Origin of the sequence: Rhodococcus sp. AB351, from assembly GCF_049538275.1 — a bacterium.
Taxonomy (GTDB): domain Bacteria; phylum Actinomycetota; class Actinomycetes; order Mycobacteriales; family Mycobacteriaceae; genus Rhodococcus.
The window spans coordinates 318455-337701 of sequence record NZ_JBMVFW010000002.1 but is presented as its reverse complement, the minus strand read 5'-3'; the positions used below and the strand labels follow the sequence as shown (position 1 = coordinate 337701).

General features: G+C 69.2%; 19 protein-coding genes. 11 read left to right on the top strand and 8 right to left on the bottom strand.

What is annotated here, in order from left to right; translation table 11 throughout:
- The first annotated feature begins 9 nt into the window (after positions 1 to 9).
- Positions 10 to 708, top strand: coding sequence for a class I SAM-dependent methyltransferase (locus ACPCXD_RS07620; RefSeq protein ID WP_423659077.1), 699 nt, complete (start codon positions 10 to 12; stop codon positions 706 to 708).
- A 6-nt stretch (positions 709 to 714) separates the two neighbouring features.
- Here the strand turns inward: ACPCXD_RS07620 and ACPCXD_RS07615 are convergent, their stop codons facing one another.
- Positions 715 to 1554 carry an HpcH/HpaI aldolase/citrate lyase family protein gene (locus ACPCXD_RS07615; protein WP_160876490.1) on the bottom strand — a complete coding sequence of 280 codons (840 nt, stop codon included), beginning with the start codon at positions 1552 to 1554 and terminating at the stop codon, positions 715 to 717.
- A gap of 136 nt (positions 1555 to 1690) precedes the next feature.
- Here ACPCXD_RS07615 and rlmN point away from each other — a divergent pair, with 136 nt between their 5' ends.
- Positions 1691 to 2800: a dual-specificity RNA methyltransferase RlmN gene (gene rlmN, locus ACPCXD_RS07610; protein ID WP_160876488.1), complete on the top strand. Its 1110-nt coding sequence runs from the start codon at positions 1691 to 1693 to the stop codon at positions 2798 to 2800.
- A 59-nt stretch (positions 2801 to 2859) separates the two neighbouring features.
- On the opposite strand, the gene ACPCXD_RS07605 is transcribed toward rlmN, so the two are convergent.
- Positions 2860 to 3108 (bottom strand): DUF2631 domain-containing protein, encoded by a 249-nt coding sequence (locus ACPCXD_RS07605; protein ID WP_120282265.1) that lies wholly within the window; start codon positions 3106 to 3108, stop codon positions 2860 to 2862.
- A gap of 133 nt (positions 3109 to 3241) precedes the next feature.
- Between ACPCXD_RS07605 and dxr the strand changes: the two genes are divergently transcribed.
- The 5 genes from dxr to ACPCXD_RS07580 all read left to right on the top strand — a co-directional run bounded on the left by dxr (position 3242) and on the right by ACPCXD_RS07580 (position 9669).
- Entirely contained in the window at positions 3242 to 4411 is a 1170-nt protein-coding gene (dxr, locus tag ACPCXD_RS07600) for a 1-deoxy-D-xylulose-5-phosphate reductoisomerase (RefSeq protein ID WP_420714486.1), read from the top strand.
- 15 nt (positions 4412 to 4426) lie between these two features.
- Entirely contained in the window at positions 4427 to 5644 is a 1218-nt protein-coding gene (locus tag ACPCXD_RS07595) for a M50 family metallopeptidase (RefSeq protein ID WP_160876484.1), read from the top strand.
- 45 nt (positions 5645 to 5689) lie between these two features.
- Entirely contained in the window at positions 5690 to 6844 is a 1155-nt protein-coding gene (gene ispG / locus ACPCXD_RS07590; protein WP_016691224.1) for a flavodoxin-dependent (E)-4-hydroxy-3-methylbut-2-enyl-diphosphate synthase, read from the top strand.
- Positions 6845 to 6958: 114 nt separating this feature from the next.
- Positions 6959 to 7795, top strand: a complete 837-nt coding sequence (locus ACPCXD_RS07585; protein ID WP_145691800.1) for a GNAT family N-acetyltransferase — start codon at positions 6959 to 6961, stop codon at positions 7793 to 7795.
- A gap of 32 nt (positions 7796 to 7827) precedes the next feature.
- On the top strand, positions 7828 to 9669 hold the full coding sequence (locus ACPCXD_RS07580; protein WP_229567943.1) for a penicillin-binding transpeptidase domain-containing protein: 1842 nt from the start codon (positions 7828 to 7830) through the stop codon (positions 9667 to 9669).
- Between the two features lie 2 nt (positions 9670 to 9671).
- Here ACPCXD_RS07580 and ACPCXD_RS07575 read toward each other — a convergent pair whose 3' ends face one another.
- Complete coding sequence (locus tag ACPCXD_RS07575; protein ID WP_423659074.1) at positions 9672 to 10139, bottom strand: MarR family winged helix-turn-helix transcriptional regulator; 468 nt, start codon at positions 10137 to 10139, stop codon at positions 9672 to 9674.
- Positions 10140 to 10207: 68 nt separating this feature from the next.
- On the opposite strand from ACPCXD_RS07575, the gene ACPCXD_RS07570 reads away from it, so the two are divergent.
- Positions 10208 to 11437, top strand: a complete 1230-nt coding sequence (locus ACPCXD_RS07570) for a multidrug effflux MFS transporter (RefSeq protein WP_229567944.1) — start codon at positions 10208 to 10210, stop codon at positions 11435 to 11437.
- Between the two features lie 7 nt (positions 11438 to 11444).
- On the opposite strand, the gene ACPCXD_RS07565 is transcribed toward ACPCXD_RS07570, so the two are convergent.
- Both ACPCXD_RS07565 and ACPCXD_RS07560 read right to left on the bottom strand, forming a co-directional pair.
- Positions 11445 to 12815, bottom strand: coding sequence for an APC family permease (locus tag ACPCXD_RS07565; RefSeq protein WP_229567945.1), 1371 nt, complete (start codon positions 12813 to 12815; stop codon positions 11445 to 11447).
- Positions 12816 to 12867: 52 nt separating this feature from the next.
- Positions 12868 to 13731 (bottom strand): LuxR C-terminal-related transcriptional regulator, encoded by an 864-nt coding sequence (locus ACPCXD_RS07560; RefSeq protein ID WP_088897308.1) that lies wholly within the window; start codon positions 13729 to 13731, stop codon positions 12868 to 12870.
- 108 nt (positions 13732 to 13839) lie between these two features.
- On the opposite strand from ACPCXD_RS07560, the gene ACPCXD_RS07555 reads away from it, so the two are divergent.
- The gene (locus ACPCXD_RS07555) at positions 13840 to 15483 is read left to right on the top strand and encodes an AMP-binding protein (protein ID WP_088897307.1); all 1644 of its coding nucleotides are present in this window, start codon (positions 13840 to 13842) and stop codon (positions 15481 to 15483) included.
- Positions 15484 to 15548: 65 nt separating this feature from the next.
- Positions 15549 to 16406, top strand: a complete 858-nt coding sequence (gene map, locus ACPCXD_RS07550) for a type I methionyl aminopeptidase (RefSeq protein WP_026060949.1) — start codon at positions 15549 to 15551, stop codon at positions 16404 to 16406.
- Positions 16407 to 16488: 82 nt separating this feature from the next.
- On the opposite strand, the gene ACPCXD_RS07545 is transcribed toward map, so the two are convergent.
- From ACPCXD_RS07545 to ACPCXD_RS07535, 3 genes are read right to left on the bottom strand one after another with little or no spacing between them, the layout of a single operon-like run.
- Complete coding sequence (locus ACPCXD_RS07545) at positions 16489 to 17223, bottom strand: hypothetical protein (protein ID WP_016691215.1); 735 nt, start codon at positions 17221 to 17223, stop codon at positions 16489 to 16491.
- Entirely contained in the window at positions 17220 to 18125 is a 906-nt protein-coding gene (locus tag ACPCXD_RS07540) for an ABC transporter ATP-binding protein (protein ID WP_016691214.1), read from the bottom strand. Before ACPCXD_RS07540 ends, ACPCXD_RS07545 begins: the two co-directional genes overlap by 4 nt.
- Entirely contained in the window at positions 18122 to 18481 is a 360-nt protein-coding gene (locus tag ACPCXD_RS07535) for a GntR family transcriptional regulator (protein ID WP_026060947.1), read from the bottom strand. Before ACPCXD_RS07535 ends, ACPCXD_RS07540 begins: the two co-directional genes overlap by 4 nt.
- A 121-nt stretch (positions 18482 to 18602) precedes the next feature.
- Between ACPCXD_RS07535 and ACPCXD_RS07530 the strand changes: the two genes are divergently transcribed.
- Positions 18603 to 19169, top strand: a complete 567-nt coding sequence (locus ACPCXD_RS07530; RefSeq protein ID WP_037189752.1) for an alpha/beta fold hydrolase — start codon at positions 18603 to 18605, stop codon at positions 19167 to 19169.
- Positions 19170 to 19247: the final 78 nt, after the last annotated feature.

Sequence of the window (19247 nt, the reverse complement as noted above, 5' to 3'; positions counted from 1 at the left end):
GGGAGCGGTGTGATCGCCAGCCCCAACATCTGGCACTGGCCCGAGGTGTACGAGGAGGAGAACCGCGCGCAGGATCCCCGCGGCGCCGTGTACGCGGCGCTGCGGGAGGCCGCGGACTGGACCGGCCGCGACGTCGTCGACGTCGGGTGCGGTTCGGGTTTCCACCTTCCGATGTTCGCGGCCGACGCACGCACGGTGACCGGGATCGAACCGCATCCGCCGCTGGTCGCCGCGGCCCGCATCCGCGTGGACGGTCTTCCGTCGGTCACCGTGACGGAAGGCTCCGCGGCTCACATGCCGCTTCCCGACGCTTCGGTCGATCTCGTCCACGCCCGCACCGCCTACTTCTTCGGCCCGGGGTGCGGCGCCGGAATCCTCGAGGCGATGCGTGTGCTGCGTCCGGGCGGCGCGCTCGCCGTCGTCGATCTCGACGCCACCGCCCATCCCTACGGCGACTGGATGCGCGACGACCTGCCGCACTACGACCCGGCCGCGGTCGAGGCGTTCTTCGAGGCGCAGGGATTCGATCTGCGCCGCGTCGACACGCTGTGGGAGTTTCCGGACCGAGCGACCCTCGAGCGGGTGCTCGGCATCGAGTTCGCACCACGCGTCGCGACCCGGGCGATCCGCGAGACACCCGGCACGACGCTCACCGTCCGCTACCGGCTGCACGTGCGCCGCAGACCCCTGGGCCTGGAACTGAGCTGAGAGCGGTCAGCGCGACCGGCCGATACCGAACATTCGCGCCAGCTCGGTGATCTTCTTCGCCTTCGCGAGGTTCGGCAGGTCGCTGCCGTCGCGGACGTTGCGTCCGTCCTCACCGAGTTTGTCGATGATGCCTTCCGCCCAGTCCACGTCCGTGCTGTTCGGGCTCAGAGCCACGTTCGCGTACGACGCGCGTTCGCCGGTCATGCACAATTTGCCGGTCATCCCCATCGAGCGGGTCAGCTCGGCCTCACGTTCGAGGACCTCGGGGTCGTCGCTGAGTGTGGGTCCGTCGATGGGTCCCGGCAGGCGCGCGGCGCGGCTCGTGATGACCAACCTCGACCGCGCGTACGCCATCGCCATCGGGCTGTCGCTCATGCCGGTGTCGCGCCGGAAGTCGCCGCTGCCGAAGACCAGGCGGAAGGTGCCCTCCGCACGGGCGATCTCGGGAGCCGCCTCGAGACCCATCGCCGACTCGATCAACACGAGGATGCGCGTGCCCTCCGGCAGCAGATCTGCGGTGGCCTCGACCTGGTGACCACTCTCCGCCTTCGCGAGCATGACGCCCTGCAGGCCCGGGAGGCCGGCGAGTGCGGCGAGATCGTCGGCCCAGAACGACGTGGTGGCGTCGTTGACCCGCACCCAGGCCTTCCCACCCTCGCGCAGCCACGCCACGATGCCTTCGCGAGCAGCGGGTTTGGCCGCGGCGGGTACGGCATCCTCGAGGTCGAGCACCACCGCATCCGCCGGCGAGTCGGCGGCGGTGTCGAAGAGATCGGGGGAGCGGCCCGGAACGAGCAACCACGAGCGTGCGACTTCGGGAGCGACGAGACCGGTCATGATGTCCATGCTCCCGTATTCCCCCTCCGCGCCCGGGCGACTCGGCGTGAGGGAGACCGACCGGTGACACCGGCCCGGGAATGGGGGCGAGTATCACAGCAACGCCCGGACCCATCCGTCCCGGATCATGGGACAATAGGTGATTATGGCTTCTTCCCTGCCCCTGGTCTTCGATGCACCCAAGCGTGGTCTTCCGCCGCGCCATCTCGCCGACCTCGACGCAGATCAGCGTCGTGATGCGGTGCGCGAACTGGGGCTTCCGGCCTTCCGCGCCGACCAGCTCGCCCGCCAGTACTACGGGCGGCTCGAGGCGGATCCGGCGAAGATGACCGATCTGCCCGCCGCCGTCCGCGACAAGGTGGGGGAGGCGTTGTTCCCGCCTCTGCTCAGCGCGGTCCGGCACATCGCGTGCGACGGAGGCGAGACCCGCAAGACCCTGTGGCGCGCCCACGACGGCACCCTGCTCGAGAGCGTCCTCATGCGCTATCCCGATCGCGCCACGCTGTGCATCTCCAGCCAGGCCGGATGCGGCATGGCATGCCCGTTCTGCGCGACCGGCCAGGGCGGTCTCGACCGCAACCTGTCCACGGCCGAGATCGTCGACCAGGTGCGCGCGGCCGCCGCTGCCCTGCGCGACGGCGACGTCGCCGGCGGACCGGGACGGTTGTCGAACGTCGTGTTCATGGGCATGGGCGAGCCGCTCGCGAACTACAAGCGCGTGGTCGCGGCGGTGCGGCGCATCACCTCACCTGCGCCCGAAGGCCTCGGTCTGTCGCAGCGTTCGGTCACCGTCTCCACGGTGGGACTCGCACCGGCCATCCGCCGCTTCGCCGACGAAGGGCTCAGCGTCACCCTCGCGGTGTCGCTGCACACCCCGGACGACGAACTGCGCGACACCCTCGTCCCGGTCAACAACCGGTGGTCGGTCGCCGAGGTCCTCGAGGCGGCGCGGTACTACGCCGACAAGACCGGCCGGCGCGTCTCGATCGAGTACGCCCTCATCCGCGACGTCAACGACCAGCCGTGGCGCGCCGACATGCTCGGCAAGAAGCTCCACAAGGCTCTCGGGTCGCTCGTGCACGTGAACCTCATCCCGCTCAACCCCACCCCGGGCAGCGAGTGGGATGCCAGCCCGAAGGACGTCGAACGCGAGTTCGTGCGGCGCGTGCAGGCCCAGGGCGTGTCGTGCACCGTCCGCGACACCCGCGGCCAGGAGATTGCCGCAGCGTGCGGTCAGCTCGCCGCGGAAGGCTGAGCCGACAGACACGAAAGGGCCCGTCCGGAGAATTCCGGACGGGCCCTTTCGTCGATGGACTAGCGCAACCGGCGGCGACGCACCGCATCGCGCGCGACGATGAACACCAGCAGAGCCGCCGAACCGATGAGGTACAGGCTCTCGACATGGCCTTCGTGATTGCCGATCAGCATCAGCAGCAGGAACGCCGCCACGATCAAAGCCATCACGCGGAAGAACTTGGGGGCTTCCCCGCTCCAACCCCACTCGGCGGACGGCACTTCCGCCGCCACATCACCACGAGTGGACTGCAACTCGGTACCGGCCACGGTTTCCTCCTGCTCACCAGATGCTGCTGTTGCTGCTTATCGTGACATACGACCCCGCGTCGTACGAAGCGGGGCATGCGTGTGGCGCCTGTCGAGAGGTGGAGACCGGGCGGTTCAGGAACCGTTCAGGTGCGTGGGGAACAATGCTCGCGTGGCCGACACTCGATCTTCTTCCCGCACCCGGGTGCTCCTGCTGGGTAGTACCGGTTCCATCGGTACCCAGGCACTCGACGTGATCGCCGCCAACCCCGACGACTTCGAAGTCGTCGGTCTCGCCGCGGGCGGAGGCAAGACGGATCTGCTCGCCGAGCAGATCCGCGCAACGGGTGTCCGCGAGGTCGCCGTGGCCGACCCCGACGCCGCCGCACGTCTCGACCTGCCGGTTCGGAGCGGCCGGACCGCTGTCACCGAGCTCGTGCGCGAGGTCGAGGCCGACGTCGTGCTCAACGCCCTCGTCGGCTCCCTCGGCCTCGAACCGACGCTCGCGGCGCTCGGTACCGGTGCGCGACTCGCGTTGGCGAACAAGGAGTCGCTGGTCGCGGGCGGCTCGCTCGTCACGAAGGCGGCGGCGCCCGGCCAGATCGTGCCGGTCGACTCGGAGCACTCCGCGCTTGCGCAGTGCCTGCGCGGCGGCACCGGCGACGAGGTGGCGCGTCTCGTGCTCACCGCCTCGGGCGGTCCGTTCCGCGGCTGGACCGCCGACCGCCTCGAATCGGTGACTCCCGAACAGGCCGGCGCCCACCCCACCTGGTCGATGGGACCGATGAACACCCTCAACTCGGCGACCCTCGTCAACAAGGGACTCGAACTCATCGAGACCCACCTGCTCTTCGGCGTGGACTACGACCGGATCGACGTGACGGTGCACCCTCAGTCGATCGTGCACTCGATGGTCACCTTCGTCGACGGGTCGACTCTGGCCCAGGCGTCGCCGCCGTCGATGAAGCTGCCGATCGCGCTGGCCCTCGGCTGGCCGCACCGCGTTCCGCACGCCGCCCCGGCACTCGACTTCTCGACGGCGTCCACCTGGGAGTTCGAACCCCTCGACGACGACGTCTTCCCGGCCGTGCGGCTCGCGCGCCAGGCGGGCGTGGGCGGCGGATGCCTCACCGCCGTCTACAACGCGGCCAACGAGGTCGCCGCCGAGGCATTCCTCGCGGGGACGCTGTCGTTCCCGCGGATCGTGCAGACCGTCGAGGCCGTGCTGAACGACGCACACGAGTGGTCCGCCGAACCCAGTACCGTGGACGACGTGCTCGCCGCCGACGGCTGGGCCCGCGACCGGGCGCGCACACTCGTATAGGAGGATCGGCCACTCATGATGTTCGTACTGGGCGTGGTGCTGTTCGCCCTCGGCATCGCCATCTCCATCGCCCTGCACGAGGCCGGCCACATGTGGACCGCGCAGAAGCTGGGCATGAAGGTCCGGCGCTACTACATCGGGTTCGGCCCCCGCGTGTTCGCCTTCCGCCGCGGTGAGACCGAATACGGTCTCAAGGCGGTTCCGGCCGGCGGGTTCTGCGACATCGCCGGCATGACGGCCCTGGACGAACTCGCGCCCGACGAGGTCGAGCGCGCGATGTACAAGCAGAAGACGTGGAAGCGCCTCGTCGTGATGTCGGGTGGCATCGCGATGAACTTCCTGCTCGGCATCGTGCTCATCTACGGCCTCGCCGCCAGTGCGGGGCTGCCCAACACCGACAACCGCGCGGTGGTCGGCACCGTCGGCTGTGCCGCGCCGACCCAGGACGGCCCGCCCGATTACACCCCGGCCGACTGTTCGGGTCCCGGTCCGGCCGAGCAGGCCGGCATCGAACCGGGCGACGTGATCGTCGCCGTGGACGGGCAGTCCGTCGAGACCTTCGGCGACCTCGTCCGGGCCACGCAGCCCCTGTCGGGCACCGTGCCGTTCACCGTCGAACGCGGCGAGGAGACCCTCACCGTGCCGGTCACGGTCCAGCAGGTCCAGCGCTGGGTCTACGAGAGCGAGTCGCCCGACGCCGAACCCGTCTCCCGCACCGTCGGTGCGATCGGTGTCGGGGGAGAGCCGGGAATCATCGAGTACACGCCGCTCTCGGCGATCCCCGCGACCTTCGACTTCACCGGTTACCTGGCGGTCCGCACGGCCGAGGCGCTCGTGAGCCTGCCGAGCAAGGTCGCCGACCTGTGGACGGCGGTCACCGGGGGAGAGCGCGCGGTCGACACCCCGGTCAGCGTCGTCGGCGCCAGCGTCATCGGCGGCCAGTTCGCCGAGCGCGGCATCTGGGAGTCGTTCGTGTTGTTGCTCGCACAGCTGAACTTCTTCCTCGGTGCGTTCAACCTCCTCCCGCTGCTGCCGCTCGACGGCGGGCACATGGCCGTCGCGATCTACGAGAAGGCCCGGAACTGGCTGCGCGGCCTGCGCGGACTGCCGGTCGGCCCGCCCGTGGACTACATGAAACTGCTGCCGCTGACCTATGTGGCGGTGGTCATCGGGGGCGCCTACATGGTGCTCACCCTCACAGCAGACATCGTCAACCCCATCAAGCTGTTCTGATCTGCGCCGGTAGACTTGCCGAGTAGCGACGAAAGAAGGCGAACTGTGACCAGCCCCGTCGGATTGGGCATGCCCGAAATTCCTGCGGTCCTCGCACCCCGACGCAAGACCCGCCAGCTCATGGTCGGAAATGTCGGCGTCGGCAGCGATCATCCGGTGTCCGTGCAGTCGATGACCACCACGAAGACGCACGACGTGAACGCCACCCTCCAGCAGATCGCGGAGCTCACGGCGTCCGGCTGCGACATCGTGCGTGTGGCGTGCCCGCGTCAGGAGGACGCCGACGCGCTCCCGATCATCGCGAAGAAGAGCAAGATCCCGGTGATCGCCGACATCCACTTCCAGCCGCGGTACATCTTCGCCGCGATCGACGCCGGCTGCGCGGCCGTGCGCGTCAATCCCGGCAACATCAAGGAATTCGACGGTCGCGTCAAGGAGGTCGCCAAGGCGGCCGGCGATGCCGGGATCCCCATCCGTATCGGCGTCAACGCCGGTTCCCTCGACCCCCGGTTGCTCGCCAAGTACGGCAAGGCCACGCCGGAGGCGCTCGTCGAATCCGCCCTGTGGGAGGCGAGCCTGTTCGAGGAACACGGCTTCGGCGACATCAAGATCTCCGTCAAGCACAACGACCCCGTCGTGATGGTCGAGGCCTACCGGCAGCTCGCCGCGCAGTGCGACTACCCGCTGCATCTCGGCGTGACCGAGGCCGGCCCCGCCTTCCAGGGCACCATCAAGTCGGCCGTCGCCTTCGGCGCGCTGCTCAGCGAGGGCATCGGCGACACCATCCGCGTGTCGCTGTCGGCGCCGCCCGCCGAGGAGATCAAGGTCGGCACGCAGATCCTGCAGTCGCTGAACCTGCGTCCCCGCAAGCTCGAGATCGTCTCCTGCCCGTCCTGCGGGCGCGCCCAGGTGGACGTCTACTCCCTCGCCAACGAGGTCACCGCCGGACTCGAGGGCATGGAGGTGCCGCTGCGGGTCGCGGTGATGGGGTGCGTCGTCAACGGACCCGGTGAGGCTCGTGAGGCGGACCTCGGTGTGGCCTCCGGAAACGGCAAGGGCCAGATCTTCGTCAAGGGCAAGGTCATCAAGACCGTGCCCGAGGCGCAGATCGTCGAGACCCTCATCGAGGAAGCGATGCGCATCGCCGACGAGATGGAAGGCAACGCCTCGGGCGGCGGCCCCGTGGTGTCGGTCGGCTGATACGGGTGGGGCGCACGGGACGGCGTTCTCTCACTTTCGAGGACTCAGGTTTCCACGCCGCCGTCCGGCATGGCACTCTGATCTCGTATCGGCTTGTCGACGGGTGGTGAGCGAGTGCTCAAGCTTCTGGGTGTCCGGTCGTTGGGTGGACGTGACACCGCCGCGGTGCTCCGGGTGCTCTCCCGCGACCCCGTGGCCGCGTGCATGGTGGCCGGCCGCGTCGAGGAGTACGGACTCGACGGGCGTGCCGTCGGCGGTGAGATGTGGAGCCGCGGCGGCCCCGAGACCTCGCTGTGCTTCTCCGGCGCGAACCTCATTCCGCTGCTGGGCAGTCCCGACGACATCCAGGCGTTCGCCGAGCGCGCGAGTCGCGGGCCGCGACTGTGTTCGTCCATCGTCGGTCGCGCCGAGTACGCGCTGCCGATGTGGGAGCGGCTCGAATCGGCGTGGGGCGCTCCCCGCGAGGTGAGGGCCGAACAACCCCTCCTCGTTCTCGACCGCGAGCCGCTCGTCGAACCCGACCCGCAGGTCCGTCCCGTGCGGCCCGAGGAACTCGATGTCTATCTGCCGGCCGCGATCTCGATGTTCATCGAGGAGGTCGGTATCGACCCGCGCACCGGCGACGGCGGTGCGGGTTACCGGCGCCGCGTCGCGAGCCTCATCGCGGCGGGACGCGCCTGGGCGCGATTCGAGGACGGACAGGTGGTGTTCAAGGCGGAGGTGGGCTCCCAGTCGTCCACGGTGGGCCAGATCCAGGGCGTCTGGGTCGATCCCGCGCATCGAGGTTCGGGCCTCGGCACGATCGGCACCGCCGCCGTGGCCTGCGCGGTTGCTCGCAGCGGTCGCCTGCCCAGCCTCTACGTCAACAGTTTCAACGCCCCGGCCCGCGGAGCCTACGCCCGCGCGGGTTTCCGCCAGGTCGCGACGTTCTCCACGGTGCTGCTCGACTGATTTCCCGTCGGCTCTGCCTACGATGACGGGCGATGAGACCTCGAAGTTCCACCCCGGCATCCCCGTACGCACGCGCACTCCGGATCGGCGCTGTGCTGTCGGTGGCCGTCGTGCTCCTCGGCCTGGCCGTCGCGTGCACGCCGCGCCCGGCCGGGCCGGAGGCCGCCGCCCAGGCGTTTCTCGACTCGTTCGCCGCTCAGGACGTCGCGTCGGCGGCGGACCGCACCGACCGCCCCGACGACGCGGCCGTCGCGATGCAGGAAGTCCTGGACGGGCTTCAGGCCGAATCCCTCACCGCCACCACGACATCCACCCGGATCAGCGGCGACTCCGCGACCGTGGGCTACAACTACGAGTGGCACCTGCCGAAGGAACGGGTGTGGCAGTACACCGGTGAGCTCAACATGGGGCGCAGCGGGAACGACTGGATCGTGCGGTGGGCGAAATCCGCGCTGCACCCGCAGCTCGGCGAACGGCAGACCATGCAGCTCCGCAGCAGCCCGGCGCCGCGCGCCCGGGTCAACGAGCACGCGGGCAGCGACATCCTCGTCCCCGGCACGGTCTACGGCATCGCCTTCGACGCCTCGCAGACCACCGACGTCGCCGGTGCGGCACGACAGCTCGCGTCGACGTTGTCGGAGTTCGATTCCTCGCTCACGGCGCAGGCGATCGCGGAATCGGTGACGGCCTCGTCCGGGCCGCGGTCGGTGATGCGACTGCGCGAGGACGACTACGAGCGCGTCGCCCCACGTCTCGCCGGGATCGACGGTGTCGTGGTGACCGAGCAGGCCGACCTCGTCGCGACCGATCGCAACTTCGCGCCTGATCTCGTGGGCCAGATCAAGAAGACCGTCATCGACGAGGTCGACGGCACGGCCGGGTGGAGCGTCGTCGTGGTGAACCAGTACGGCGTGGACACCGGGGTGCTCACCGAGACGCCGCCGCAGCCGGTGCCGTCGTTCTCGGTCAGCCTCGACCGTCCCCTCCAGCTCGCGGCTCAGGCGGCCGTCGATGCCCGCACCGAGCAGGCGATGACGGTCGTGATCGAGGCGTCCACGGGTGCGGTGCTGGCGGTGGCTCAGAACAAGGCCGCCGACAGGGACGGCCCGGTCGCGCTGGCCGGCCAGTACCCCCCGGGCTCGACGTTCAAGATCGTCACCTCGGGTGCGGCGATCGCCGAGGGTCGCGCGACCCCGAACACGATGGTGCCGTGCCCCGGTCGCATCACGATCGGCGAGCGGAGCGTGCCGAACTACAACGAGTTCGAGCTCGGGACGGTCTCTCTCGCCACCGCTTTCGCCCGATCCTGCAACACCTCCTTCGCCAAGCTCGCCTCCGAGATGGCCCCGGACGCGCTGACCGTCGCCGCCTCGCAGTTCGGTATCGGTGTGGACTACGAGGTGGTGGGGATGCCGACCTTCACCGGATCGGTTCCGCCCGCGGAGGATCTCGTCGAACGGACCGAGGACGGTTTCGGTCAGGGCAAGGTGGTCGTGAGCCCGTTCGGGATGGCGCTCACCGCGGCGACGGTCGCCGCCGGCCGTACTCCGGTGCCCTATCTCATCGCGGGTCGCGAGACGGTTGTGAACGGTTCGCCGCCGCCGGTGACGCCGGAGATGGTGGAGGGTCTGCGCGAGATGATGCGCTTGGTGATCACGAGCGGTACCGCCGACCGTATCCGGGACCAGGGCGACGTCTACGGCAAGACCGGTGAGGCCGAGGTCGAGGGCGGGTCGCACTCGTGGTTCGTCGGCTACCGCGGCGATCTGGCGTTCGCGACGCTCGTCGTGCGCGGCGGCAGCTCCGACAACGCGGTCGCGGTCACCCGCGACATGTTCGCCGCCCTGCCGCCGGAGTACGACGAGGGAGCCTGAGCTCAGGCCAGGGCCGGATCCTCGGCGAGGGAGGCGAGCTGTTCGAGCAGCGGTGCCGCCGCGACGAGTTCGGCGGCATCGACCGGATCCATCGCTGCGAGCACCTCCTGCATCCGTGAGATCCACATACGCCGAATGAGATTCCCGTTGTGCTCCGCCAGGGGAGTGCGGTGCAGATGGTGCGACCGCCCGTCGTTCGGGTTGGTCGTGCGGGAGACGAGGCCGCGGGCGACGAGGCTGCGCACCGTGGCACTGACGTTGCTGCTCTGCAGTCCGAGCATGCGCGCGAGATCGGACACGGTGATGCCGGGATGGTCGGAGAGCACCCGCAGGACCTCGATCTCGGACTGGGGGATCCCGACCAGGCCCGATTCGCGTTCGCCGACGCGCTGCAACTTCCACACGAGCGTGCGCACGCTGTCGGCCAGCCGGTCGACGTCGGCGTCGCTGATCCTCGGGTCGTCGGGCATGCCTCGATCGTAGGCTAGAATCTATATATCAATTTATATATAGATTCGAACTTATCGATCGAGGTGTGATGAACCGACCCTCCGAGGCCGCAACCGGAGTGAAGACCGACGAGCACGGATCCGGCGGCCGTTCGCTGTCCGGCATGTCCGTGGCGTCGCTCGGTCTGCTGGCCGCCCTGGCCCCGCTCGCCGTGGACATGTACCTGCCCGGCTTCCCCGACATCGCCGAGGAATTCGGCAGTACCGCGTCCGCGGTGCAGTTCACGCTGACGGCCTTCCTCATCGGCATGGCCCTCGGCAACCTGATCATCGGACCGATGTCCGACCGGTTCGGTCGCCGCTCGTCCATGCTCATCGGCACGGCCGTGTGCGCCCTCGCGAGCGTCGCGTGCGCTCTGGCGCCCACCGTGGAACTGCTCGCGGTCTCCCGCTTCGTCCAGGGCTTCGCCGGCGCCGCCGGCATCGTCGTGGGTCGAGCCGTCGTCTCCGACCGTGCCGAGGGCATGGCCGCGGCGAGGCTGTTCGGCCTGCTCGTGCTCGTCAGCGCAGTGGCGCCCATCGCGGCGCCGCTCGTCGGCGGCGGCATCATCCTGTCCGTCGGCTGGCGCGCCGTCTTCTGGTTCCTGGCCGCGCTGAGCCTCGTGATGCTCGCGGCGATCGTCTTCTTCCTGCCCGAGAGCCTCCCGGCCGACCGTCGCTCGGCAGGTGGCCTCGGCGGCCTGGCGAGCGGGATCGCCGTCGTCGTCCGCGACCGCACCTATCTCGGCTACCTGCTGGCCCACACCTTCGCGTTCGGTGTGCTCTTCGCGTACATCTCCGCGTCGCCGTTCGTCATGCAGAAGATCCACGGCCTGTCGACCGGCTGGTTCACCCTGCTGTTCGCGTTCAACGCCGTGGGCATCAGCCTCGGTAATGTGGTGAACCAGAAGCTGCTCCAGCGCACGACCCCGCACCGGCTGCTCGGCATCGGGTCGGCGCTGCTCGTCTTCTGGTCCGCCGTGCTCACCGTCAACGCCCTCGCGGGACCCGTCCTCGGAGTGACCATAGTGGCGTTGTGGTTCGGCGTCGCGAGCCTCGGGCTGGTGCTCGCCAACGCCGCGACCCTCGCTCTCGGTCAGGTCCGGCACGCTGCCGGCACCGGCTCGGCGCTCCTCGGCGCCCTCCAGTTCCTGCTGGCGGCCGTAGTCGCTCCGATCGTCGGCGCCTGGGGTGAGGACACCGCGGTCCCCATGTCCCTCGCCATGCTCGTCACCGCCGTCCTCGGCCTCGGCTCGATGGCGTTGGTCCGCAACCGCTGACGGACCCTCAGCTCTCCTCACGATCCGTCGTACTCGCGGGCCGGCCGTCGCGCCGGCCCGCGAGTCGCGTCACCAGCCACAGCACCACGCCGATCCCGAGCAGCACCCCGGCCGTCCGGTACTGGGTCGCAGGCCGGTCGACCCACGGTAGGACGAGGAACAGGCAACTGGTCGCCCCGAGCACCGGAAGGATCGTCGGCGCGCGGAAGTGCCGGTGCTCCACGTGGTCCCGGCGCAGGACCAGGGCCGCGACGTTGACGATCGCGAACACCCCCAGCAGGAGCAGCGCCGTCGTACCCCCGAGTTCGGGCACCCCGCCGACGAAGACGACGAGACCGACCGCGAGCAGCGTCGTGAACACGATCGCGACATAGGGCGTGCGGCGGGTCGGGTGCACCCGCCCCAGGACGGCGGGCAGGACGTCCTCGCGGGCGATGCCGTAGATCAGCCGGCTCGCCATCAGCATGTTGATCAGCGCGGTGTTGGCCACCGCGAACATCGTGACGAAGGCGAAGATCCCGACCGGGAACGCCGGGGCGCCGACCTCGACCACCCGCAGCAAGGGCGTCTCGCCCGCCCCGAGTTCGTCGGGCGGGACGAGCGCGATCGCGGTGATCGACACGAGCACGTACACCAGCGCAGCGAGACCCAGGCCGAGCAGCAGCATCCGGGGGAAGATCCGGGTGGGCTCCTTGCATTCCTCGGCCATGTTCACCGAGTCCTCGAATCCCACCATCGCGAAAAAAGCCAGGGCTGTCCCCGCGACCACCGCGGAGAAGACGGACCGGTCGCCGGGATCGATCTCGACCACACGCGAGAAATCGCCGCCGCCGAAACCCAACGCCCACATGCCGATCGCGACGATGATGAGCAGGCCGCCCAACTCGATCATCGTGAGCACCACATTGGTCTTCACGCTCTCGGCGACCCCGCGGAAGTTGATCACCGCGAGGACGAGGACGAAGACCAGCGCGATCACGGTGATCCCGGCCGTGCCGGCCAGGTCGAGTCCGAAGGCCTCGGCGATGTTCGCGGCGAACGCCCGCGCAGCCGTGGCGGCAGAGGTGATGCCCGAGGACATCACGGCGAAGGCCACCAGGAAGGTCAGGAAGTGCACGCCGAACGCCTTGTGCGTGTAGAGCGCCGCTCCGGCCGCCCGCGGATACTTCGTGACCAGCTCCAGATAGCTGAACGCCGTCACCGTCGCGACGGCGAACGCGACGAGGAACGGCAGCCACACCACGCCACCGACCTCGTTCGCGACCTCCCCGGTGAGGGCGTAGATGCCGGTGCCCAGGATGTCGCCGATGACGAACAGCAGGAGCAGACCCGGCCCGAGAACGCGGACGAGCTGGGGTGAGTCGGTCGTCTCGGCCACCGCAGGCCCCCTTCCGCGCACCCTGTCCACTGCCGGCGGGGACCGACCGGATTCAGGGCAGCAGACCCGATTTTCGCGCGGCGACGACGGCCTCGTGGCGGGAATGGACGTCGAGCTTGCTCATGGCGCTGCGCAGGTAGCTCTTGACCGTCTCGGCGCCGACCGACAGGCGCTGGGCGATCTCGGCGTTGCTGCACCCCAGCGCCACATGGGACAGCACGTCGGTCTCGCGGGGGGACAGCACGACGTCCGTCGGTTCCGGTTCCGTTCCGTCGAGCACCCCGGCGAGACGGTCGGACAACGAGCGGAGCTTCTCCTGCAGCGCCGGATCGGTCGTGCCCTGCGCGAGCACCCGCAGATCGGCATGGACCTCGCGGACCTGCGCAGTCGCGACGGGATCGCGGTCGCCGGACGACCGCTCGAGCATCGCGAGTCGCCGATCGACCTCGTCGCGCACCTCGATCTCGTGCGCGAGACGAGCCGCCGCCTGCGCGAACGCCGTCACAGCCCGATCGCCGACGGGCGCGCACTCGCGCGCGGCGCCGTACAACACCGCGCGGGCCTTGCCCTCGACGAGTACCGGCACCGCGAGGATGGACCGCAATCCCTCGTACAGAACGGGACGGTCGAAGTGGTGCGTGATCGACGCGGAGCGACCGTAGTCCGACACCGTCACCACCCGCGACTCCGCGAGGACGCGACCGCCGAGACCCGCCCGCGGAGGCACCACGACCCCGGCCAGGCTGTTGGTGCGGGTGCCGAAGAATTCGCTGAGTTGCAGCGATCCCTGCTGGACCTCGCCGGCGAAGACCACCGGCAGCTGGGCCTGCGCCGCGGTGCGGCGGAGTTCACCGCGCAGGGCATCACCGTCGCGGGGACGCAGCAGCGCCGACGAGGAGGACGACACGAACGCCACCCCTTTCCGGGGGTATCGGGGAACATGGTGTGACTCGAATCATAGACGTCGAACGGGTGTGCTCCCCAGATCGGGAACACCCTGGCCGGTACGGACGAAAGGACCACAATGGGCGACACAGCGAGCCGCGTGCGGACACTGCTCGAGCGGTACGACACGGCAGACGCCTGCGCAGCCCGACTGCTGTGCGACGACCATCCCGCCGACGCGGTGGCGTTCACCGTCGTCGATGCCGACCTGAGCTCGACGGATCTCACCTACGGTGAGCTCCGCGAACGGTCGGCCCGCTTCGCCGCGGCGCTGGCGGATCTCGGTGTCGAACCCGGCGACCACGTCGCGACGCTCATGGGCAAGTCGGCAGACCTGGTGGTCGCGGTTCTCGGTATCTGGCGTCGCGGCGCCGTGCACGTGCCGCTCTTCACCGCCTTCGCCCCGCCGGCGATCGCCTTCCGGCTCGACGCGAGCGGCACCAAGGTGGTCGTGGCCGATCGGGATCAGGCCGGCAAGCTCGCCGCCGGATCGGATCTTCCAGCCGAGGTGCCGTGGCAGGTCGTCGTGGCCGGCCAGGGCGACGCAGACGCGTCCGGTCGTGAGGGCCGCGACTTCGGCGAACTGATCGCCGCGCAGTCGGCCGACGACCCGCGTGGCGAGGCCGTCGCCGTCGGCGCCGAGGGGCGTCTGGTCCAGCTGTTCACCTCCGGCACGACCGGCACTCCCAAGGGTGTCCCCGTCCCGGTGAAGGCGCTGGCGTCCTTCCATGCCTACCTGGAGTTCGGCCTCGACGTGCGCGAGGACGACGTCTTCTGGAACGCGGCCGATCCGGGATGGGCGTACGGGCTCTACTACGCGCTGCTCGGGCCGCTCGCGGCCGGTCGGCGCAGCCTCCTGCTGCACGCCGGTTTCTCGCCCGCGCTCACCTGGCAGATCCTCGACACCTTCGGGGTGACCAACTTCGCGGCGGCCCCGACGGTCTACCGCAGCCTCAAGGCCGACACCGCCGAGCACCCGCCGGTCCGGCTGCGTCGTGCCTCCTCGGCCGGTGAGCCGCTGACCCCGGACGTCCTCGAGTGGTCGCAGGAGACCCTCGGTGTCGTGGTGCGCGACCAGTACGGACAGACCGAACACGGCATGTTCGTCGTCGACGCGTGGGCGGACGAACTGCGCGAGGACACCCCGGCGCGTTCGATGGGCAAGCCGCTGCCGGGCTGGAGTTGCGCGGTGCTGCGCGAGGACAGCGACGAGATCGCCGAGCCGGGTGAGGTCGGGCGCGTCGCGATCGATGTGCATGCGAGCCCGCTCGTGTGGTTCACCGGCTACGTCGACGCCCCCGAGAAGACCGCCGACCGGTTCAGCGAGGACGGCCGTTGGTACCTGACCGGCGACGCCGGCAAGGTCGACGAGAACGGATTCTTCTTCTTCTCGTCCCGCGACGACGACGTGATCATCATGGCCGGTTACCGCATCGGCCCGTTCGACGTCGAGTCGGTGCTCGTGATGCACCCCGACGTGATCGAGGCCGCCGTGGTGGGGCTGCCGGACGAACTGCGGGGTGAGGTCCTCGAGGCGTTCGTGGTGCTGCGGGAAGGTGTCGAGGGCGACGACGCGCTCGAGGCGGAACTCCAGAAGCTCGTGAAGCAGAAGTACGCCGCCCACGCCTACCCGCGCGCGGTGCACTTCGTTCCGCATCTGCCCAAGACGCCGAGCGGCAAGGTCCAGCGTTTCAAGCTGCGCCAGGCGGGCGCCGTCGGCTGATCGATGCACGACGGCCCGATCGGTGGATGACGGGGGAGCGGGGCGCGGCAGCTAATCTGGAAGTCATGGCTACCCGCGCTCCGCTCGTCCCCGGCACTCCGACTCCCGTCCGGGAGGTGCCCGCATCGATCGAACGGCCGGAGTACGTGTGGAAGCCCACGGCGAAGGAAGGCAACGAGCCGTGGGTGCAGACACCCGAGACGATCGAGAAGATGCGACTCGCCTCGAAGATCGCCGCGCAGGCCCTCGTGGAGGCCGGTAAGGCCGTCGCGCCGGGCGTGACCACCGACGAGATCGACCGCATCGCGCACGAGTACATGTGCGATCACGGCGCCTACCCGTCGACGCTCGGCTACCGCGGCTTCACCAAGTCGTGCTGCACCTCGCTCAACGAGGTCATCTGCCACGGCATCCCCGACTCGACCGTCGTCGAGGACGGCGACATCGTCAACATCGACGTCACCGCCTACATCGACGGGGTCCACGGCGACACCAACGCGACCTTCCTGGCCGGCGACGTCTCCGAGGAGGTCCGCCTGCTCGTCGATCGCACCCGCGAGGCGACGATGCGCGGCATCAAGGCGGTCAAGCCGGGCCGCGCCCTCAACGTCATCGGCCGGGTCATCGAGTCCTACGCCAACCGCTTCGGCTACGGCGTCGTCCGCGACTTCACCGGCCACGGCATCGGCGAGACCTTCCACAACGGCCTGGTGATCCTGCACTACGACCGGCCCGACATCGACACGATCATCGAGCCCGGCATGGTGTTCACCATCGAACCGATGATCAACCTCGGTACGCCCGACTACGAGATCTGGGACGACGGTTGGACGGTCGTCACCAAGGACCGCAAGTGGACCGCGCAGTTCGAGCACACCATCGTCGTCACCGATACCGGCGCCGAGATCCTCACCCTGCCGTGACCTCCGCTCGCTGGAGCGAGCACGGAGTTCGGCCCCGACCCGGAAAGGGTCGGGGCCGAACCTGTTCCGGAAGGCGGCCGGCCTAGGGTGCCGCGTTGCGGACGACCTGACAGGTCGCACCCACCCACACCGCGGCGACCAGCAGGGGAAGGACCACCAGGGTCGTCGTCGGCGACGTGTCGACGATCCACGACCACAGCGACGACCACGACCGGGTCCACGTGACGAGGATCGCGGCGAGACCGCCGATCACGACGACGGACGCGGCAGCCGTGAGCAGACCCGTTGCACGCCAACGGTGCTGGATCGCGCCGGTGAGCATCGACAACGCGACGATCAGGAGCATCGTGGCGAAGAAGCCAAGGAACTGCACCACGGAACTGTCGGTGACGAAACGCAGGATCCCGAACATCCGCATGTCCACACCCCAGCCCCCGGTCGCGGCCTCGAGCACCGAGAGGATCTGGAAGGCGACCGCGAACACCGCCGACTGGGCCACCGCGATCGCCACTATCGACTGCATGTAGTGCGATCGCGTGGAGCCGAGACGCAGTGCGAACGAGAACATCTGGGTCATCGCCAGGATGTAGAACGCGACGACGAAGCCGTAGACCGACAGTATGCTGCCGGTGACGTTGTACTCCGCACCCGTGTCGACGAGAGAGAAGATCACCCACGGGATGAGAGCCGAGGTGATCAGCAGCCCGACGGGCCACGCGACGAGCAGCGGCCACGAGACGAGTTGCAGGCGGGCGACGGACAGGACACGTGCCGACCCGGTGACGACCGGAGCGGGCAACGGGATCGCGGTGGTCACAGCGATGCCTCCTCGTTCGTCGTGACGGTCTCGGGTGTCCGGTGGAGGTGGACCACGAGGTCCTGGAGCGAGATCGGTTGCACGTCCACACGTCCGGAGGCGTGGGGGAGTTCGTCCGCGTCGTTGCGGAGGAAGGCCGTGCGGGCGATACCACCGAGGCTCTCCGCGTGCAGGACGGTGCTGTCGCCGACGATTCGCGCCACCTCGTCCGCCGGGCCGGTCGCCTGTGCGGCGCGGGTGCGCAGCGTATCGGTGTCCTCGTCGACGACGAGATGTCCGCGGTCGAGCACGAGGATGTGTTCGAGCAGGTCGGCGGCCTCGTCGATCAGGTGGGTCGACAACACGATCGTGCGCGGCCGCTCCGCGTAGTCGAGCAGAAGTTCGTCGTAGAACATCTGCCGGGCCACGGCGTCGAGACCGAGATACGGTTCGTCGAAGATCGTCACCGGTGCGCGCGACGCGAGACCCACCACGATGCCCAGTGCGGAACTCATGCCGCGGGAGAGCTTCTTGACCTTGCGTCCGCAGGGCAGCGCGAACTTCTCGGCCAGCCGCTGCGCGTATTCCCGATCCCACAGCGGCAGAAGCAGTTCCGCCGAGGCGAGCACGTGCCCGACGCGCATGTCGTCGGGATAGCGCTGGGTGTCGGCGACGAAGCACAACTGCTGGAGCACCGCGGTGTTCTCGTACGGATCGGCGTCGAACACCTCGACGCTGCCGGTCGTGGGGCGCATGTGGCCTGCGAGCAGTTGCATCAGGGTGGTCTTGCCGGCGCCGTTGCGGCCGAGCAGGCCGTAGATCGTGTTCCGGCGGAGTGTGAAGTCGGCGTCGGTGAGGGCGGCGACGTCCCCGAACCGCATGCCGAGGTGACGTGCGCGGACGACGGGCGGAGTGATGGTCATACGTGCTCCCGTGTGTCGAGCATGGACTTGAGCTCGTCGATGCCAATTCCGAGTTTCTCGGCCTCGAGGACGAGCGGGACGACGTACTGCTGGGCGAACCGATCCCGTCGGCGGGCGATCAGTTTGTCGCGGGCGCCGGTGGTGACGAACATGCCGATTCCTCGCTTCTTGTAGAGGATTCCGTCGGCTACCAGTGCGTTGAGGCCCTTCGCGGCCGTGGCCGGGTTGATGCGGTGGAAGGCCGCGAGCTCGTTCGTCGAGGGAACCTGCGATTCCTCCGCGAGGCTGCCGTCGACGATCGAGTTCTCGATGAGCTCGGCGATCTGTTGGAAGAGGGGCTTGCCCTCGTCGTTCAGCACGACGCCCCGGGGCCCGAGGGCGGGTGCATCGGTTCATTACTCATGTAATGAACCATAGGACCTCGTCGTCGATACGGCAAGAGGCAGGGCGCGTAGCGCGGCCATGTAGCGTTTGCCCATGGAATCGAGGACGGTGACCACGCCCGGTGGGGACGTGCAGGTTCGGATCGGCGGCCCCGAAAGTCGTTACACGGTGCTGCTCTTCCCCGACGCGGGGGAGGACGCAGGTGTGTACGACGTCGTGTGCGAGCGGCTGCACACCTCCGACCTGCGGACGATCGTGGTCGAGAAGATCGACGGGCTCGCGCCCGCCGACGTGTTCGCCCTACTGGACGCGCTCGCCCTGCCCTGGGTTCATCTGGCGGGCAGCGGCGCGGGAGCCGAGCTGGCATGGGCCGTCGCCGCAGGGCGCTTCGGACGGTTCGCGAGCCTGGTGGTCGCCGACCGCGGCCATCCCGCGGTCCCGGATCGTGACGGCACGGTGCGCGACGAGTCGGCGCCGCCCGCGGAGGTGCCCACCACGGTCGTCGTGGGCGATGCATCGCGCCGACCCGAAGCGGACGCGTCGATGCGCTACGTGACGGGGGAGTTCCGGGTGGTCGAACTCGCCGGTGTCGCCAACGTGCCCGCCGAGGCGCCCACCGACTTCGCGTCCGCGATCGCGCTGCGCACCGGAAGCTGGTGAGACGCGTGTGGCCTGCCGCCCGGACGGGCAGCAGGCCACACGGCATCGATGAGGTGCTCAGGGGCCCAACAGTTCGGA

What these genes read in the sequence shown, in the direction of transcription:
- ACPCXD_RS07575 (WP_423659074.1), bottom strand. Translation starts at nt 10,139, where the DNA reads ATGCCCGACGACCCGAGGATCAGCGACGCCGACGTCGACCGGCTGGCC.
- ACPCXD_RS07570 (WP_229567944.1), top strand. Translation starts at nt 10,208, where the DNA reads ATGAACCGACCCTCCGAGGCCGCAACCGGAGTGAAGACCGACGAGCAC.
- ACPCXD_RS07580 (WP_229567943.1), top strand. Translation starts at nt 7,828, where the DNA reads ATGAGACCTCGAAGTTCCACCCCGGCATCCCCGTACGCACGCGCACTC.
- ACPCXD_RS07595 (WP_160876484.1), top strand. Translation starts at nt 4,427, where the DNA reads ATGATGTTCGTACTGGGCGTGGTGCTGTTCGCCCTCGGCATCGCCATC.
- map (WP_026060949.1), top strand. Translation starts at nt 15,549, where the DNA reads ATGGCTACCCGCGCTCCGCTCGTCCCCGGCACTCCGACTCCCGTCCGG.
- ACPCXD_RS07615 (WP_160876490.1), bottom strand. Translation starts at nt 1,554, where the DNA reads ATGGACATCATGACCGGTCTCGTCGCTCCCGAAGTCGCACGCTCGTGG.
- ACPCXD_RS07530 (WP_037189752.1), top strand. Translation starts at nt 18,603, where the DNA reads ATGGAATCGAGGACGGTGACCACGCCCGGTGGGGACGTGCAGGTTCGG.
- ACPCXD_RS07540 (WP_016691214.1), bottom strand. Translation starts at nt 18,125, where the DNA reads ATGACCATCACTCCGCCCGTCGTCCGCGCACGTCACCTCGGCATGCGG.
- ACPCXD_RS07555 (WP_088897307.1), top strand. Translation starts at nt 13,840, where the DNA reads ATGGGCGACACAGCGAGCCGCGTGCGGACACTGCTCGAGCGGTACGAC.
- rlmN (WP_160876488.1), top strand. Translation starts at nt 1,691, where the DNA reads ATGGCTTCTTCCCTGCCCCTGGTCTTCGATGCACCCAAGCGTGGTCTT.